The sequence below is a fragment of the Kumtagia sp. genome, from assembly GCF_059502445.1.
On the sequence record NZ_JCACER010000025.1, the window covers coordinates 53,625 to 70,685 of the forward strand.

Annotated in this window: 17 protein-coding genes; 9 read left to right on the forward strand and 8 right to left on the reverse strand. The window is 67.1% G+C overall.

Translation table 11 applies throughout. The annotated features are described in order from the left end of the window. Positions 1–4: 4 nt before the first annotated feature. The 9 genes from AC5JDC_RS10885 (at position 5) to AC5JDC_RS10925 (ending at position 10,353) form a co-directional block, all read left to right on the forward strand. Positions 5–997 carry a proline racemase family protein gene (locus tag AC5JDC_RS10885; RefSeq protein WP_495841367.1) on the forward strand — a complete coding sequence of 331 codons (993 nt, stop codon included), beginning with the start codon at positions 5–7 and terminating at the stop codon, positions 995–997. A gap of 28 nt (positions 998–1,025) precedes the next feature. Beyond that, positions 1,026–1,868 (forward strand): transporter substrate-binding domain-containing protein, encoded by an 843-nt coding sequence (locus AC5JDC_RS10890; protein ID WP_495841368.1) that lies wholly within the window; start codon positions 1,026–1,028, stop codon positions 1,866–1,868. A gap of 92 nt (positions 1,869–1,960) precedes the next feature. Next, positions 1,961–2,617: an amino acid ABC transporter permease gene (locus AC5JDC_RS10895; protein WP_106774348.1), complete on the forward strand. Its 657-nt coding sequence runs from the start codon at positions 1,961–1,963 to the stop codon at positions 2,615–2,617. Then, entirely contained in the window at positions 2,614–3,474 is an 861-nt protein-coding gene (locus AC5JDC_RS10900; protein WP_495841369.1) for an amino acid ABC transporter ATP-binding protein, read from the forward strand. Before AC5JDC_RS10895 ends, AC5JDC_RS10900 begins: the two co-directional genes overlap by 4 nt. 111 nt (positions 3,475–3,585) lie before the next feature. Next, positions 3,586–5,064: an aldehyde dehydrogenase family protein gene (locus tag AC5JDC_RS10905; RefSeq protein WP_495841370.1), complete on the forward strand. Its 1,479-nt coding sequence runs from the start codon at positions 3,586–3,588 to the stop codon at positions 5,062–5,064. 14 nt (positions 5,065–5,078) lie between these two features. Next, positions 5,079–6,773 carry a GMC family oxidoreductase gene (locus tag AC5JDC_RS10910; protein WP_495841371.1) on the forward strand — a complete coding sequence of 565 codons (1,695 nt, stop codon included), beginning with the start codon at positions 5,079–5,081 and terminating at the stop codon, positions 6,771–6,773. Between the two features lie 14 nt (positions 6,774–6,787). Beyond that, positions 6,788–7,570, forward strand: a complete 783-nt coding sequence (locus AC5JDC_RS10915; RefSeq protein ID WP_495841372.1) for an HpcH/HpaI aldolase family protein — start codon at positions 6,788–6,790, stop codon at positions 7,568–7,570. Positions 7,571–7,628: 58 nt separating this feature from the next. Beyond that, positions 7,629–8,864, forward strand: a complete 1,236-nt coding sequence (locus AC5JDC_RS10920; protein WP_495841373.1) for an NAD(P)/FAD-dependent oxidoreductase — start codon at positions 7,629–7,631, stop codon at positions 8,862–8,864. An 88-nt stretch (positions 8,865–8,952) separates the two neighbouring features. Then, positions 8,953–10,353: an NAD(P)-dependent oxidoreductase gene (locus AC5JDC_RS10925; RefSeq protein WP_495841374.1), complete on the forward strand. Its 1,401-nt coding sequence runs from the start codon at positions 8,953–8,955 to the stop codon at positions 10,351–10,353. Positions 10,354–10,431: 78 nt separating this feature from the next. Here AC5JDC_RS10925 and soxA read toward each other — a convergent pair whose 3' ends face one another. The 8 genes from soxA to AC5JDC_RS10965 all read right to left on the reverse strand — a co-directional run bounded on the left by soxA (position 10,432) and on the right by AC5JDC_RS10965 (position 16,905). Beyond that, positions 10,432–11,211, reverse strand: coding sequence for a sulfur oxidation c-type cytochrome SoxA (soxA, locus tag AC5JDC_RS10930; protein ID WP_495841375.1), 780 nt, complete (start codon positions 11,209–11,211; stop codon positions 10,432–10,434). Further along, positions 11,211–11,531 (reverse strand): thiosulfate oxidation carrier complex protein SoxZ, encoded by a 321-nt coding sequence (gene soxZ, locus AC5JDC_RS10935; protein WP_495841376.1) that lies wholly within the window; start codon positions 11,529–11,531, stop codon positions 11,211–11,213. The genes soxA and soxZ overlap by 1 nt, the downstream gene beginning before the upstream one ends. Further along, positions 11,531–12,016, reverse strand: a complete 486-nt coding sequence (locus AC5JDC_RS10940; RefSeq protein WP_495841377.1) for a SoxY-related AACIE arm protein — start codon at positions 12,014–12,016, stop codon at positions 11,531–11,533. Before AC5JDC_RS10940 ends, soxZ begins: the two co-directional genes overlap by 1 nt. Positions 12,017–12,018: 2 nt before the next feature. Beyond that, positions 12,019–12,387 carry a sulfur oxidation c-type cytochrome SoxX gene (soxX, locus tag AC5JDC_RS10945; protein WP_245428560.1) on the reverse strand — a complete coding sequence of 123 codons (369 nt, stop codon included), beginning with the start codon at positions 12,385–12,387 and terminating at the stop codon, positions 12,019–12,021. A gap of 269 nt (positions 12,388–12,656) precedes the next feature. Continuing rightward, positions 12,657–13,919, reverse strand: a complete 1,263-nt coding sequence (locus AC5JDC_RS10950) for an FCSD flavin-binding domain-containing protein (protein WP_495841378.1) — start codon at positions 13,917–13,919, stop codon at positions 12,657–12,659. Beyond that, positions 13,906–14,259: a c-type cytochrome gene (locus AC5JDC_RS10955; protein ID WP_495841379.1), complete on the reverse strand. Its 354-nt coding sequence runs from the start codon at positions 14,257–14,259 to the stop codon at positions 13,906–13,908. The genes AC5JDC_RS10950 and AC5JDC_RS10955 overlap by 14 nt, the downstream gene beginning before the upstream one ends. Beyond that, positions 14,246–16,420: a xanthine dehydrogenase family protein molybdopterin-binding subunit gene (locus AC5JDC_RS10960; protein ID WP_495841380.1), complete on the reverse strand. Its 2,175-nt coding sequence runs from the start codon at positions 16,418–16,420 to the stop codon at positions 14,246–14,248. The genes AC5JDC_RS10955 and AC5JDC_RS10960 overlap by 14 nt, the downstream gene beginning before the upstream one ends. A gap of 11 nt (positions 16,421–16,431) precedes the next feature. Then, complete coding sequence (locus AC5JDC_RS10965) at positions 16,432–16,905, reverse strand: (2Fe-2S)-binding protein (protein WP_495841381.1); 474 nt, start codon at positions 16,903–16,905, stop codon at positions 16,432–16,434. Between the last annotated feature and the right edge of the window lie 156 nt (positions 16,906–17,061).

Below are 17,061 nucleotides of genomic sequence, written 5' to 3' on the forward strand. Positions count from 1 at the left end.
TTTCATGGTATCCCTGAGTGCGTCATTCTCCGTCGTCGACAGCCATACGGCCGGTCATCCGACACGCGTCGTCTTCAGCGGCATTCCGAGGCTGAACGGCAGGACCGTGCGGGAGCGCCGCGACGACTTCCGCACCCGCTTCGACCATTTGCGCCCGGCCCTGCTGCACGAGCCGCGCGGCCATGCGGCCATGGTCGGGCTGGTGCCCGTCCCTTCCGAACTCGCCGACTACGGCGCATTCTTCATCTCGTCCTACGTCTATCTGGACATGTGCGGGCACGGCACGATCGGCCTTGCCAAGACGCTCGCCTTCACCGGCGAGATCAGCCCCTCGACCGGCGACAGCTTTACGCTGGAGACGCCGGCCGGCATCGTCACCGTCGGTCTCGTCTGGGGCGAGGACGGCACGCTCGACGCCGTCACCATCCGCAACGTGCCGGGCCATGTCGGCCTGGAAGGGCTTGCCCTCGACGTCCCCGGCGTCGGCCGCGTGACCACCGACATCGTCTATGGCGGCATGTGGTACGCCATGGTCGACGCCGCCGGGCTCGGGCTGGAACTTGTCCCCGACCAGGCGTCTAAGCTGATGCTGGCCGGCGCGGCGATCAAGAGCGCCATCAAGGAGGCCGTCGCCGGCAACCCGCTCTTCGCCGGCGCGGCGGCGCCCAGCGTCCTGTTCCACGCCGCCGACGCGCCCGACAGCGCCACGCATCTTCTGGTGCTGGAGTCCAACAAGTTCGATCGCTCGCCCTGCGGAACCGGCACGGCGGCGCGCATGGCGCACCTCCTGCACACCGGCGTCCTCAAGCCCGGCGACGTCTATCGCGCCCGCAACATATTCGGCATCCCGTTCGAAGCCCGCCTGTCCGAAATGGTCAAGGTCGGGGAGCGGGATGCCGCAATCGTCGAGATCAAAGGCTCCGCCTTCATCACCTCGGCGCAAACGATCTTCTTCGAGAGCGGCGATCCGCTGTCGGGGGGATTCCTCAGCCGCTAGCACTCTGAACAAAAGAAGGGGCGCACCAATGATATCGTTCAGCCTGACCAAGATTTTCGCCGCGGCCGCCGTAGCGCTGTCGCTTCTGGCCGCTCCGGCCGCGGCCGTCGCCGACGACAATCCGTCCGCCGTGCTCGACCAGATCCGCTCCTCGGGCGTGCTCAAGATCCCGGTCATGACCGGCGAGGAGCCGGGCTACATCAAGGACCCGGCCACCGGCCAGTGGAGCGGCTTCTACGTCGAGTTCCTTTCGGAGATCGCGACCGAGCTCGGCGTGAAGATCCAGCCGGTCGAGACGACCTGGGGCAACCTCGCCGCCGACTTCCAGTCGAACAAGATCGACATCGCCATCGGCGTCAATCCGAACCCCAAGCGCGGCCTCGTGGTCGACTATCTGTGGGAAGCGCTGTTCACCGACGCCTGGGCCGTGCTGACGCCGGTCGGCAAGCCGGTCAAGACCTGGGCCGAGCTCAACGATCCGTCCAAGACCGTCGTCGTCCAGAAGGGCTCGACCATGCAGGTCGTCGCCCAGGCCCTGCTGCCCAAGGCGAACATCACGCCGGTCGAGGATCGCGGCCTGGCGCTCATGGAGTTGCAGTCGAACCGCGCCGACGGTGTCGTCCTGTCTGTCTTCGACGCCCTGCAGATCACCGAGAAGAACATCGGCGAGGTCTCGCTGCCGGAGCCGCTGCTGCGCAATCCGGCAACGCTCGCCGTCGCCCGCAAGCCCGGCAACGCCGGCTACATCAACTTCCTGACCAACTGGGTCCTGCAGCAGCGCTCGCTCGGCCAGGCGCAGGGCAAGCTGATGCAGTCGTGGGAAGCGCGCGGCATCGACATGTCGATCCTCCCGGAAGGCTTCAGCTTCTGATCCCGAAGCCTTGATCGCACCCGGTCGCCGGCACGAGCCGGCGACCGGGGTCCCTGGCAGGGCCGCGACCCAGCCGAACGTGGGGAAAGACAATGTTCGATTTCTCGGTCATCACGAACAATATCGGCCTCCTCTGGGACGGCCTGCTGATGACGCTCTACTTCACGGCGATCACCATCCTCGCCGGCCTCGCCATCGGCCTCGTGATCGGCCTCATCCAGCTCAGCACGTTCCGTCCGCTGGTCCTGCTCGGCCAGATCTACGTGGAGTTCTTCCGCAACATCCCGCTGCTGGTGACGCTGCTCTGGGTCTACTACGCCTTCCCGATCTTCGCCGGCGTCAACGTCACCAAGTTCTGGGCCGGCTTCATCGGCCTGAGCTGCTACGTCGGCTCGTTCTACGCGGAGATCCTGCGCGCCGGCGTCCAGTCGGTCGATCCCGGCCAGACCGACGCCGCGACGGCGATCGGCATGTCCTACGGGCAGCGCATGCGCCGCATCATCCTGCCTCAGGCGTTCAGGAAGATGATCCCGCCGCTCGCCGGCCAGTCGATCATCCAGATGAAGAACACGACCCTGCTGTCGATGATCACCGTGCCGGACCTGCTTTATCAGGCGAGCTACATCTCCAGCTTCACCTACCGCCCGATGGAGGTCTACACGGCCGTCGGCGTGATCTTCCTGATCATTCTGGTGCCGCTGACCTTCCTGTCCCGCAAACTCGAAAAGAGCGGAGCGGCCACGAAATGACGCACGAACCAAATTCAGCCGCCGAGAGGGCGGCCACGCCGGGCAAGGAGGTGCTCCGCCTTGAGCGCATCTGCCTCGATTTCGGCAATCGCAGCGTCCTTCGCGGGATCGACCTCACCGTGCAGGAGGGCGAAGTGGTGGTGCTGATCGGCGCCAGCGGCTCGGGCAAGACATCGCTGCTGCGCTGCATCAACCTGCTCAACACACCGACCAGCGGCAGCATCGTCATCGACGACGACGTGATCTTCCAGCAGCAGGCCGGCGGCGGTGCCCGGACCATCTCCAAGCAGGAAGTCAACCGCATCCGCTCGAAAACCGGCATGGTCTTCCAGCAGTTCAACCTGTTTCCGCACATGACCGCCCTCCAGAACATCATGGAAGGTCCGGTCACCGTGAAGAAGGAAGCGGCCGACCCGGTCCGCCGCAAGGCTATGGATCTGCTCAGGATGATGGGGCTGGAGCAGCACGCGGAAAAATACCCGCGCCAGCTCTCCGGCGGCCAGCAGCAGCGCGTGGCGATCGCCCGCGCCATGGCGATGCAGCCGAAGGTGATGCTCTTCGACGAGCCGACCTCCGCGCTCGACCCCGAACTGGTGGGCGAGGTGATGAAGGCGATGGTGGAGCTCGCCAGGAGCGGCATGACGATGGTGATCGTCACCCACGAACTGGGCTTTGCCTTCGAGATCGCCGACCGGGTGGTCTTCCTCGACGAGGGACTCGTCGCCGAGCAGGGGCCGCCGCAGGAGATCCTGCTTCATCCCCGGCACGAGCGGCTGAAGAGTTTCGTCGGGCGCTTCCACGAGTCCGCCGACATGCTGCGCCCGTTCCTGGAGGCAAAGCACGCCGAAACCGCGTGATCCACTGCCCTGCCGGCAGCGAACGAGACTTCCGCCGATAGCGACCGGCACGAGGTCCGTGCGCCGGCCGTCGAGACAATGGCTGCCTGGCAGCCCAAAAAGGAAGACACCATGACCCTGAGTTTCGATCCGAACAGCATCAGCGTTCCGAAAGGACACCATATCGGCGGGCGCTCCGTGGAGCTTCCCGGCGCCGGCATCGAGGTTCTTCGCCCTTCCGACCAGCAGCCGATGGGCACCGTCGGCGACGGCGGCGAGGAAGCCGTCGAAATGGCGGCCGCCGCGGCCAGAGCGGCGCTCAAGACCAGCAACTGGGCGAAGGTGGCGCCGCGCGAGCGCGCCAAAGTGCTGATGCGCTTCGCGCAGCTCATCGAGGAGAACAACGTCTATCTCGGCCAGCTCGAAGCCATGGGCTCCAGCCGTCTCGTCTCGGGAACGATCACCGGCGACGCGATCCGCACCGCCGGCGTCGTGCGCTACTTCGCGGAATATTGCGACAAGCTGGAAGGCATCGTGACCGCCACGGAAGGCGGCACGCTGAGCTATGTGAAGCGGGAGCCGTACGGCATCGTCGGCGCGATCGTCCCGTGGAACTTCCCGATGATCACCGCGGCATGGAAGTTCGCGGGCGCGCTCGCCGCCGGCAACGCCGTGATCATGAAGACATCGGAGCTGACGCCGCACAGCCTGCTCGCCCTCGCCGAGCTGGCGGCCAAGGCCGGGGTGCCCGCCGGCCTGTTCAACGTCGTCAACGGCTACGGCCACACGACGGGCGCGGCGATCGTTCGCCATCCGGACGTGATGATGATCTCCTTCACCGGCTCGACGCAGACCGGCGCCGCCATCATGGCGCTCGCCGCGCAGTCGGGCATCAAGCCGGTCGCGCTGGAGCTCGGCGGCAAGAGCCCACAGCTGGTGCTGGCCGATGCGGGCGACCTCGACGTGGTCGCCGGGCGTGTTTCCACCGCCTTCATGGCCAATGCCGGACAGGTCTGCACGGCCGGCTCGCGCATCATCGTGGACGAGAAGATCGCCGACGAGCTCGTCGAGCGCATCGTCGGCAAGGTCAGGCAGATAAAGGCCGGGCCGACCTGGGACGAGACGACGACCTTCGCGCCGATCATCAGCCGCAGGCAGCTCGACCGCATCGATGCCATGGTGCGCCAGACGGTCGCCGAGGGCGGTTCGATCGTCACCGGCGGCGCGCCGCTGGAAAGCCGCAACGAAGGCAATTTCTACGCGCCGACGCTGCTCAGGGACGTGGCGGACGACAATATCGGCTTCCGGGAGGAATTCTTCGGGCCGGTCGCTACCGTGCGGACATTCGCCGATCTCGAGGAAGGCATCGCGCTCGCCGCGCATCCGACCTACGGCCTCTCGGCCAGCATCCATACCTCCGACTTGAAGAAGGCGCTCAAGGCCGCCGACGGAATCGAGGCGGGCATGGTCTGGGTCAACCAGCACGGCCGCAGCCCGGAATTCACCTACACGGCGGGCGGCTTCAAGGGCTCGGGCTTCGGCAAGGACATGGGCCGTGCCGGCTTCGAGGAATTCACCCGACAGAAAGCAGTCTGGGTCAACTACGCCTGAAACGAGCCCGCGTCATGCAATTCGACTACATCATCGTGGGCGGCGGATCGGCGGGGGCCGTGCTCGCCAGCCGGCTGTCGGAGAACGGCGCCAAGCAGGTCGCGCTCTTCGAGGCGGGACCGGATACGCCGCCCGACGACGTCCCGGACGTCATCGCTGACAGCTATCCCGGCCTCTCCTATTTCGACCCCAGATACCATTGGACGCAGCTCAGGGTGTACAACCGCTCCCCCAGGCTGAACTCGCAGCCGCCGAAGACCGCCAAGCTGGAGCAGGCCAAGGTCATGGGCGGCGGCTCCAGCATCAACGGACAGTTCGCCGTGCGCGGACTTCCCCACGACTACGACGAGTGGGAAGGCCTCGGACTGAAGGGCTGGGGCTGGGAAGGCATGCTGCCCTATCTGAAGAAGCTCGAGCGCGATCTCGACTTCGACGGCGAGCTGCACAACAGGAACGGCAACATCCCGATCCGCCGCGTCTTCCCGGAGGATTGGGGAGGGTTCACCAAATCCGTGCTCAAGGAGACGGAGAAGGAATACCCGTACCGGCCCGACTACAACGCCAGCTTCGAGGACGGCTCTTTCCCGCTGCCGCTTTCCAACGAGAACGAGCGCCGCGTCTCGACGGCCGTCGGTTATCTCCATAAGGAAGCGCGCGCCCGCAAGAACCTGCATATCTTCGCCAACGCCTTCGTTGAAAACCTGATCATAGAGGGCAAACGGGCGACCGGCGTGCGCGTCACCATCGGCGGCGACACCAAAACCTATTCGGCGCGCGAGGTCATCGTTTCGGCCGGCGCCCTGCACTCGCCGGCGATCCTGATGCGCGCCGGCATCGGCCCGGCCGGGCAGCTCGCCCGCCTCGGCATCGACGTCGTGGCGGACCTGCCCGGCGTTGGCGAGAACCTCACCGACCATCCGCACATCGCCGTCGGCGCGCACTTCAGGAAGTCGGCGCGGCTGCGCCCGGGCCAGCGGCGGCACATCTTCCTCGGCGTGCGCTATTCGTCGAACCATGCCGACTGCCACACCGGCGACATGCTGCTGATGCCGGTCAACCGCGCCGGCTGGCATCCCCTCGGCAAGGCGATGGGGGCGTTGAACGTCTGCGTCAACAAATCCTACTCGCGCGGAACGGTGACGCTGAAGTCCCGTGACCAGAACGAGGAGCCGATCGTCGACCTGAACCTCGCCTCCGACGGGCGCGACCTGATGCGCCTGGTCGACGGGTTCAAGCGCATCTACCGGATCATGACGGCCCCGGACGTGCAGCGCCACGTCAACACCTGGTTCCTCGCCGGCTACAGCGACGAGGCGCGCGCGCTCAGCGTCCGCAAGGCATCCAACTGGATCAAGACGGCAAGTGCGGCCTATGCGTTCGACTACCTGCCCTTCTTCCGCGAGGAGCTCCTGAAGCGAAAGTTCGGCACGACCGACCGCATGCACAAGATGATGCAGGACGAAGAGCTCATCGTCGAATGGGTCAAGCAGTCCGTGTGGTCGGGCTGGCATGTCTCCGGCACCTGCAAGATGGGCCCCGAGGATGATCCTCTCGCCGTTCTCGACGACCGCTGCCGCGTGCGGGGCGTCGAGGGGCTGCGCGTGGTCGACGCCTCGATCATGCCGACCATCGTTGCCGCTAACACCAACATCACCACGATCGCGATGGCCGAGAAGGCCGCCGATCTGATCCTCGATTCTTCACATTGAAAGGAAGCCTGATCATGCGCAGGAACAAGGTTAAGGACATCTGGGCCGCCGGAGGCGAGGTCGTCACCGGCTGGCTCGGCATTCCCTCGTCGATCTCCGCCGAACTGATGGCGCAGCAGGGATGGGACGCGCTGACCGTCGACCTCCAGCACGGCGCCTCGGACTACACCGACATGGTGCCGATGCTGCAGGCGATCTCCACGACCGACACCGCGCCCTTCGTGCGCGTGCCGTGGAACGACCCGGCGATCATCGGCAAGGTGCTCGATGCCGGCGCCTACGGCGTCATCTGCCCGATGGTCAACACGGCGGCGGAAGCCGAAGCCTTCGTCAAGGCCTGCCGCTACTTCCCGCGGGGCGGCCGCTCTGTCGGCCCGCTGCGCGCTTCGCTCTACGCCGGCTCGGACTATTTCCAGCACGCCAACGACACGGTCGTGACCATGGCCATGATCGAAAGCGAGCAGGCGGTGAAGAACCTCGAGGACATCCTCAGGACGCCGCATCTCGATGCGATCTTCGTCGGCCCGTCGGACCTGGCCGTGACCATGGGCGAGGCTCCCGGCTTCGACCCCCGCTATCCTGCCGTCTACGAGGCGATCGAATACATCGCCGCCAAGTGCAAGGAAGCCGGCGTCATCCCCGGCATCCACTGCGGATCGGTCGCCTATGGCGTCGACATGCGGCGGATGGGCTATCGCTTCATGGCCTACCTCTCCGACTTCCGCATGCTGCAGCAGGTCGTGTCGCGCTCGCTGCCGGCGTTCCGCGCCGGCGCCGTCAGCGACTTGACGCCGTAACGCGCCTCTCGGGTTCATCGCTATGGGTCAGGGCAGCCGGGGCGCGCAGGGCACGAAGGTGACCGTCATCGGGGCGGGCATCGTCGGCGTTTGCAGCGCGAACTATCTTCTGAAGCAGGGTTTCGAGGTCGAGGTCATCGACCCCGCCCTGCCCGGCTCGGAAGATCAGTGCTCCTACGGCAATGCCGGCGGCATCTGTCCCGGCTCCTGCATCCCCAATTCCATGCCGGGCGTGCTGAAGAACGTTCCGAAATGGCTGATGGACCCCGAGGGCCCGCTCTACGTGCGGCTGGCCTACCTGCCACACGCCCTGCCCTGGCTGCTGCGCTTCCTTGCCGCCAGCCGCAAATCCCGGGTCGAGGAGATTGCGGCGGCGATGCGGTCGCTGCACCGCTACACCTTCGATTGCTACGAGCCACTGATGAAGGAGGCGGGCTGCGAGGAGCTTCTGCAGAAGCGCGGCCAGCTCTTCGTCTATGAAAGCGAGGACGGACCCGCCAAGGGCGCCTACGGCCTCAGCCTGCGGCGAAACCATGGGGTGCGCGTCGAGATCCTCGACGCCGACGAGATCCGCCAGCTCGAGCCGGCACTTGCCCCGATCTTCAAGAGCGCCGTCTACCTGCCCGAGCAGGGCCAGTGCCCCAATCCGGGACGGCTGGTCGCCAGGCTTGCCGAACACGCGGCCCGCCAGGGCGCGCGCTTCATCCGAGCCCGCGTGCAGGGTTTCGAGACGGGGCCGAACGGCGCCAGCGCGGTCCTTCTCGAAGGCGGCGAACGCCGGCCCGTAGACCAGGTCGTCCTCGCCGCGGGCGCGTGGTCGGCTGAGCTTGCCCGCCAGCTCGGCGACCGCATCCCCTTCGAGACGGAGCGCGGCTACCACGTCATGATCGGCGGCGCGGAGACGGGCCTGCGCATCCAGACGATTTCCGCCGACCGCAAATTCGTCGCGTCGCCGATGGAGGAAGGATTGCGGATCGCCGGCAATGTCGAGTTTTCAGGGCTAAAAATGCCGCCGAACTTCTTCCGCGCCGACGCGCTGCTGAGACAGGCGCGGCCGATGTTCCGCAAGCCGATCGAGGGCGAGATCAAGCGCTGGATGGGCCACCGCCCGGGAACCCCGGACAGCATCCCGGTCATCGACCGGGCGCGTCATGCGCCGAACGTCATCTATGCGTTCGGGCATGGCCACCAGGGGCTGATCGCCGGCTCCGTCACCGGCAGGGTGGTAGCCGAGATGGCGGCGGGACAAAAGACGCTGATCGACTTGACGCCGTTCAAAGCCGGTCGTTTTTAGACGCAAGTCCGGCGGATATCGGGATGGATCGCGAGATTTCGATCTCTATTCACATGGATTTCCGCCGGAAATGGACAGTTTTCCCACCATGGTTTCAGCCAATATCCTGATCTGCGATCTCGTCGGCCTCCGCTTCGATGCGCGGGGCATGCCGGATTTCAGCGAGACCAAGGCCTATATCAAGGCCCGCGGCGGGATGTTCCACGAAACGGGCATCGAGCGGGCCGGGCCGCTCGAAGGCGGCCGGCTGCACTTCTTCTACCAGCCCGATCTCAGCACCCGCGACGAACTGCTGGCCGCGGCCGGCGACGGGCGATACGACGCCGTCATCGCGGCGGCGACCTTCATTCCGGCCGAAGCGAAGTTCCGGCTCGGCGGCGTGCGCATCGGTGCCGGGACCGGCAATATGGGCTCGGGCTCGTGGGGCGGCGGCAGCGGCAATGGCGGCGAGGCGCCGCTGATGAACACGCCCGGCATCAACAGCCGCGCCACCGCCCAGATGGCGATAAAGGCGCTGCTGAAGGTCCGGCCGGATCTTCCCGTCGACGACATGCACAGGCTCGTCGCCGGGGGCGATTTCGACACGGGAAAGCAGTTGCGCGACTACCCGACGGCCAAGCTCGAAGGTCAGAAGCTCGCCGTGATCGGCTACGGCAATATCGGCCGGGAGCTCGCCAAGCTCGGACAGGCATTCGGCATGCGCGTGGCCATCCATGCGCGACCGCACCGCAGGAAATGGATCGAGCTCGAAGGTTTCGACTATGCGGCGGACCTCCTCGAGGCGGCGCGCGGCGCGGACGCGCTGTCCGTCCATGTCGGTCTCGGCGCGTTCGATGCGGAAAAGCAGCGTCATGCGAACGCCGGCCTGATCGGCGACGACGTGTTCGCCTCCCTCAACCCAGGCGCCGTGGTGATCAACTACGACCGTGGCGAGTTGGTCGATGTCGCGGCACTTCGGCGCGCGCTCGATACCGGCAGGGTCGGCCATGCGGCGATCGACGCCGACCTGTTCAAGGATCCAACGACGGGAGCGCTTTCCGGCCCGATGCTGCCCTATCTCGCGCTGCTCGACGAGCATGGCGACAGATTGGAACTGTTGCCGCATGCCGCGGCCGACACCGACCACCCGTCGCGCGTCGCCGGCGCACGCCAGGCCGTCGACCAGATTTTCGGCGCCATCGTCGACCGGCAGGTCTTCAACCTCAAGGGGACCTTGCCCCGCGGCTATACCGACATGGGCGCCAGGGTTCCCGACGGGATCGGCGGCATCAGGTCTTCGACGCTGCTGGCGCTCGCAGGCAACCAGGCGGAGGCCGAGGCGCTGGCCTCGTCGAGCGCCAAGATCGCTTCGTTCTTCGAGCGCGCCTCCGGCGGCTCGAAACAGGAGCTGCAAGATCAGATTCGCGCGGAAGGCGAGGCCGTGGCGGAGGCGCTGAACAGGCTCGCGACGCTGCTGCGGAAGCACGGTCTCACCGGGCCTTTCGCCTGACAGGCACCTGAACCCGCTGGCGACGATGACGCCCGGCGCCGATGTGCTCCACCTCACTTTGGCTGGCCCCGGACACCATCACGGCCGCACCGCCGGCGTCTCGACCGGCAGGCCGCGCGAGCGCTCCATCAGGTAGAGCTCCAGGTCGATGGACTCGGGTGCGCCGAAGGCGAAGGGCTCGGCCCTCACCCCGATCATGCAATTGCGCAGGCGCCGCTGCAGCGAGCCGACCGTCTGCCACTCCAGGCGATAGAGGGGATAGCCGTTCGGATGCGCCTGCGGGATAACGCCGCCGCCCAGCCGCTTGCCCCAATTGGCGTCATGGCAGGTGGCGCAGGAGAGGTCGAGCTGGCCGATGCGGCTCTGGAACAGGCGCCGGCCGTTGTCGCGGAACGGCGCGAGCCGCGGGTCGGCCGCCGGCGTCACCGGCATGCCGCGCGACTGGTGCGCGACATAGGTGGTGAGCGCCAGCAGTTCGTCCGATTCCGGCGCCAGCGGCTCGGCCTGCTGGCGTGAAGCGCGGCAGGAATTGACGCGCCCGGCAAGGTCGATCGGCCGCCCCGTAGCCTCGTCGAAGGCCGGATGGCGGGCGGCGACACCGCGCATCGACTGGGCCGCATCGCCGTGGCAGCCGGCGCAGGCGACGTTCGCCCGGCCCTCCGGCTGCCGCCAGAGCTGCTCGCCCTGCAGCACCCACAGCATGCCGGGATTGCTCGTGTCGTCTGCCTGCAGGGACTGCGTGTCGGGCGTCATGAAGTCGAAACCGGAGCGTCTTTCGCCCTCCTCTATGCCGGCGGCGGCGACCATGCCGCAGGCCAAAGCGGCGGCGATGCCGGCAAGGCCCCAGAGGGCGCGCATCAGTTCACCGTGATATCAGCCGACGCTGTCTGCGTCTCGCCAGCGTCATCGGTCCAGGCGAAGCTGATGGTGCCGCTCGTCGTGGCGAGGAGCGTGAAGGCGATGAAGGGATTGGCCGACATCGCCGGGAACAACTCGGCGGCAAACACCTCCTCGCCGTCATAGGCGCAGACGAAGCGGCGGATGATGTCGCGCGGCATGTTCACGCCGTTCGGACCCATGCGGTAGCCGGTCTCCATCGGATGCGCGACCATCGCCCGAATCTCGACGATCTCGCCGCGCCTGGCCGTCTTCGGCACGTTGATCAGCGCCCGCGCCATCACGAAAGGTCCTCGATACAGGCGGCCAGCGTAACGATGGCGCTCGCGCGGCTCGACCAGAAGCTGCCGTCGCTCATCTCGGCGACGGCGACGACCACCTGCGAGGTTGCAAGCCGGATGCGCGTCGACACCTCCGCGCGGCCGCAGCGCGGCCCGAGTTGGAAGACGACGACATTCGCCTCCGGATTCTTCTCGTTGAAGACCCCGATGCGGCGCACATGGTCGGCCGCCGTCATCGGGCTTTCAGCGGCAATCGTGATGCCGACGGCATTGCCGTTCTCGACCAAAGGCGGCAGCTCCAGCCGGACGCGCCCATCCAGCACCTCGGCGCCGCCGGTGAAGGTGTTTATCGCCTCCTCCAGGCTTGGCCGGGCCAGCACCCGGCGCGGCAGACTGACGACGACCAGCCCGGCAAGTCCGGCTGCCAGCACCTGCCGCCTTCCGATGGGGAACGAGGGACCTTGATTTCGACGCGGGTCGTCCATTCCTACCCTTTCAGCGTCGCCAGATAGGCGACTATGTCCTCGATGTCGGCGCCCGACAGGATCGGCTTGCCGCGCCAACCGGCGGCGATGCGCCGATCCTCCTCATCCACGACCCGGTAATAGGACGGCATGATCGTGTCCGGCATCAGCCGCCGCATGTCGACGACGCGCAGCCGGATCTGGCCTTCGGAGAGCCGCGCGCCAACGCCTGCAAGGCCGGGCGCCAAATTGCCGTGCAGATGCGGATCGGGGAACGGGCCGGCGTGGCAGAGCGTGCACAGGCTGCGGTGCCGGTCCGACATCAGCACCGCCCCGCGCTCCGGATCGCCCGTCCCACCGGTGAGCGGTTGAAGGATCGCGTCGCCGGTCACGATGTAGGCTCCCGCCTTCTCGCTGGCGGGAGAGCTTCCGCGTTTCGGACCCCCACCCCTAACCCCTCCCCTCGAAGGAGAGGGAGACTCTGCGACCGCCATGTCGCGCAAAACGGTTGACGATGGGCCTTCAGCGGAGGTGCAACCAAGTCCCCCTCCCGCTTGTGGGGAGGGGTTAGGGGCGGGGGTAAAGACACACGCGGTAACCTCGTCGCTGCGAGCGGCCCATGCGACAAGCGCCATTGCCATCACAAGACCGGCCATCCCTTTCATCCGAACACTTCGCTGGTGATCGTCCGGAACCAGTCCTCGGCATAGACTGCCTCGAGTTCGCGGACGTCCGTGGCCGCATCGAGCGGGCTGACGCCGCCCGCACCCTCGACTTCCGCCAGCAACCCGTCACGCGGCTGGTAGATGCCGGCGATCGAAATGCCGTAGTCGGGCGCCACCAGGCTGTAGCAGGTGTTGATGAGTTTCGGCTGCGCCGGCTCCTGCTCGCGGAGCAGGGCTGCGACCGCCGCCGCGCAGGCTTTCGCCTGGGCGTTGGCGCTGAATGCGGATTTAGGCATCGCTCCGCCGATTGCAGCGTCTCCGACGACGTGGATGCCCGGCTGGAGGCGCGACTCGAAGGTGACCGGATCGATCGGGCACCAGCCCGTCCGGTCGGCCACGCCGGCGGCCTGCGCGATCGCCCCCGCCCGCTGCGACGGGATGACGTTGGCGACGTCGGCCTTATGGCTGCCGAACTCTGTCACCAGCGTTTTCGTCGCCGGATCGACTTCCGTCACCCGGCCGCCGGCCGACAGCGGCACCCATTCGATCAGGCCGGGATAGAGTTCGCGCCACGCCGCCTCGAACAGACTCCGCTTCGAGAAGGTGTCCTTGGCGTCGAGGATGATCAGTTTCGACCGCGGCTTGGCGGTCTTGAGGTAGTGCGCGACCAGGCTCGCCCGCTCGTAGGGGCCGGGCGGGCAGCGGAAGGGATTGGCGGGGGCCGAAATGACGACCGTCCCGCCGTCCGGCATCGCCGCCAACTGATCGCGCAGCAGCAGCGTCTGCGGCCCCGCCTTCCAGGCATGCGGCATGATCTCGGCGGCCGCTGCGTCATAACCCGGCAGCGCCTCGAAGTTGAGGTCGATGCCGGGCGCCAGCACCAGCCGGGCGTAGTCGATGTCTGTGCCGTCATCCAGCCGGACGCGGCGGCGCTCGGTATCGACGGCTGCCGCCCGCTTGTGGATCAGCGCGATGCCGTCGAAGCCGTCATAGCCGAAGGTCTGCGCCTCCATGCCGCGCAACCCCGCCAGCACGGCATTGCTGAACGGACATGCGATGTAGCTCGTCTCCGGCTCGACCAGCGTGACCGCGATATCACCATTCAGCAGGGCGAGCGCGCGGGCGCAGCTCGCGCCGGCAAAACCGCCGCCGATCACCACGACACGTGGGCGCGCCTGCGCATTGACATGCGGTGCGGCAAGCATGGTCGCGGCGATACTTGCCGCCGCGCCGCCGAGCAGAACTCTACGGCTGGGCATGGCGCTCCGCCTCCGGTCGGGCGAGCCATTCGGCGATGGCGCGCGTCTCTTCCTCGGTAAATCCCCGGGCGATACGGCCCATCACCGTCGCCGGACGCTCGCCGTTGCGGAAGGCCTGCATCTGCACGGCGATATCGGCCGCCGCATGATTTTCCAGAGACGGGATGGCCGAGCCGAGCGCCGCCGGCCCGTGGCAGCCGCTGCAGGCGGCAGCACCCGGCGGCGCGGCGACCTGCACCGGTGCATCGGCCCGGGCCGGCGCGCCCACCGTCAGCGCGGCAAACAGGACAGGCGCGAGCAATCGCCCGCGTCCGTCCTTCATCCTGTCATGCCAGGTCATGGTTCTTCAGCGGCAGCGTGCGGATGCGTTTGCCTGTGGCCGCGAAGATGGCGTTGAGGACGGCGGGCGCGGCGACCGCGATGGTCGGCTCGCCGACACCGCCCCAGAAACCGCCGGACGGCATGATGATGGTCTCCACCGCCGGCATGTCGGCCATGCGCACCACCTCGTAGCTGTCGAAATTCTCCTGCTCCATGCGGCCGCCATTGACGGTGCATTCGCCGTAAAGGCAGGCTGAGAGGCCGTAGACGAAGGAGCCTTCGACCTGCCGCTCGATCTGCGCGGGGTTGACCATATGGCCGGGATCGGTGGCGGCGACGATGCGGTGGATCTTCAACTGTCCGTCGGTGACGGATACTTCCGCCGCCGCCGCGACATAGCTGCCGAAACCCATGATCTGCGCAAGGCCGCGATGGATGCCGGCCGCAGGCGGGGTATCCCAGCCGATCCGCTCCGCCACCGCCTCGAGCACGGCAAGGTGCTTCGGATGGTTGGCCATCAGCTTGCGGCGGAAGGCGAGCGGGTCTTGCCCTGCCTCATGAGCGAGTTCGTCCATGAAGCACTCCACGTAGACGGCGTTCTGGTTGAGGTTGACGCCGCGCCAGAAGCCCGGCGGAATTGGCGGGTTGCGCATGGCGTGGTCGATCAGCAGATTATCGACCCCGTAGGCCAGCGTGCCTTCCGCGCCGGTGAGCACGAGACCCTGGAAGACGACCGGATCCATGCCGCCCTGCATTCCTTCCGGCCGCACCGCCGCCAGGATCGACTGGCCGGAAATGCGCATGTGCAGCGCGGTGAGATTGCCGTCGGCGTCGAGCGCGCCGGTCAGCTTGCACTGCGTGGTCGGATGATAGGCGCCGTGCAGCATGTCCTCCTCGCGCGACCAGATGAGTTTCACCGGCGTTCCCGGCATCTGCCTAGCGATGCCGACGGCCTGGCGCACATAATCCTGGAAATTGCCGCGCCGGCCGAAACCGCCGCCGAGATGAATCTTGTGCACCTCGCATTGCTGCACCGGCAGGCCGGCTGCCTCGGCGGCCGCCGCCAGGCTTGCCTCGCCGTTCTGGGTCGGCACCCACACCTCGCAGCGCTCCGGCGTGTAGAGCGCCGTGGCGTTCATCGGCTCCATGGTGGCGTGGTTCTGGTAGGGGAAGGCGTAGGTCGCGGTCACCGTGCGGGTTGCCGAAGCCAGAACCGCGCGGACATCGCCCGCCTCGGCTCCGATGAAGGCGTCCGTGGCGTCGAGCCCTTCCGCGAGCATCGCCGCGATGGAGGCGCTGGTCACGTCGCGGTTGGGGCCTTCGTCCCAGGTGACCGGAAGCGCATCGAGCGCCGTCTTGGCCTGCCACCAGGTGTCCGCGACCACGGCGACGGCCGTCTCGTCGACCTGCACCACGTTGCGGACACCCGGCATGCTGGCGACCGCGGCGGCGTCGAATCCCGCGACCTTGCCGCCGAAATAGGGGCAGGCGCGGATCACCGCGTTGAGCATGCCGGGCAGCTTGAGGTCGATGCCGTAGACCTGGGAGCCGTTGAGCTTGTCGGCGGTATCGAGCCGGGGCAGCGGCTTGCCGGCGATGGTCCAGTCCTTGGGATCCTTGAGCGGAACGTTGGCGGGCGGCGTGATCCGCGCGGCCGCCGCCGCCAACTGCCCATAGGAAGCAGCCCGGTCGGACGCCGCATGCGTGACCATGCCCATGCTCGCCACGCATTCGCTTGCCGGCACACCCCACTCGGCAGCGGCCGCGGCGATGAGCATCTCACGCGCGGTCGCTCCACCCAGGCGAACGTATTCGTGCGATTCGCGGATGCCGCGGCTGCCGCCGGTCGAGAAATTGCCCCAGACGCGGTCGCGCGCCAGATTCTCGGCCGGAGACGGATATTCGGTCGTGACCTTCGACCAGTCGCAGTTCAGTTCCTCGGCGACGAGCTGCGCCAAGCCGGTCAGCGTTCCCTGCCCCATCTCGGAGCGGGCGATGCGGATCACCACCGTGTCGTCCGGCCTGATCACCACCCAGGCGTTGATCTCCGGCACGGTCTCGGCGCCTTGCGCATGCGCGGGCTCGAGAAAAGGTACGTTGAAGCCGAGAGACAGGCCGCCGGCCGTCGAGGCGACGCCGACGATGAAGCTGCGGCGCGAGATGGAGATTATCGCGTTCATGACCGTTCTCCTCAGCCGCCCTGGGTGGTGGCTTCACCGCCATTGGCGGCAAGCTTGATGGCGGCGCGCACCCGGTTGTAGGTGCCGCAGCGGCAGATGTTGGTGATCTCGGCGTTGATGTCCTCGTCGGTGGGGCTAGGGTTCTGCTGGAGCAGACCCGCCACCGCCATGATCATGCCGGCCTGGCAGTAGCCGCATTGCGGCACGTCGAGCGCCAGCCAGGCCTGCTGCACCGGATGCGAGCTGTCGGGCGAAAGCCCCTCGATCGTGGTGATCTGCTGGTCCGCCTCCACCGCGCTTACCGGAAGCACGCAGGAGCGCGTCGCGACACCGTCGATGTGGATCGTGCAGGCGCCGCAGGCCGCCACGCCGCAGCCATATTTCGTTCCGGTAAGCCCAACCTGCTCGCGGATCACCCAAAGCAGCGGCGTGTCCGGATCGACTTCGACCTCCCGTGGGGTGCCGTTGATGGTCAGTCTGGCCATTTGCGTTCCTTTCGGTCAAAAGCTGGCTTGGGAATCACGACTCGTTTGCGGCGCACTCAGGCGGCCGGACGGGAATCCCGGCTAGCGACGGGGCCAAGCTAGGCGGGAGCTGTCGCAGAACCTTGTCCCGGCGACCGGCAGTTCATCGCAAGCTGT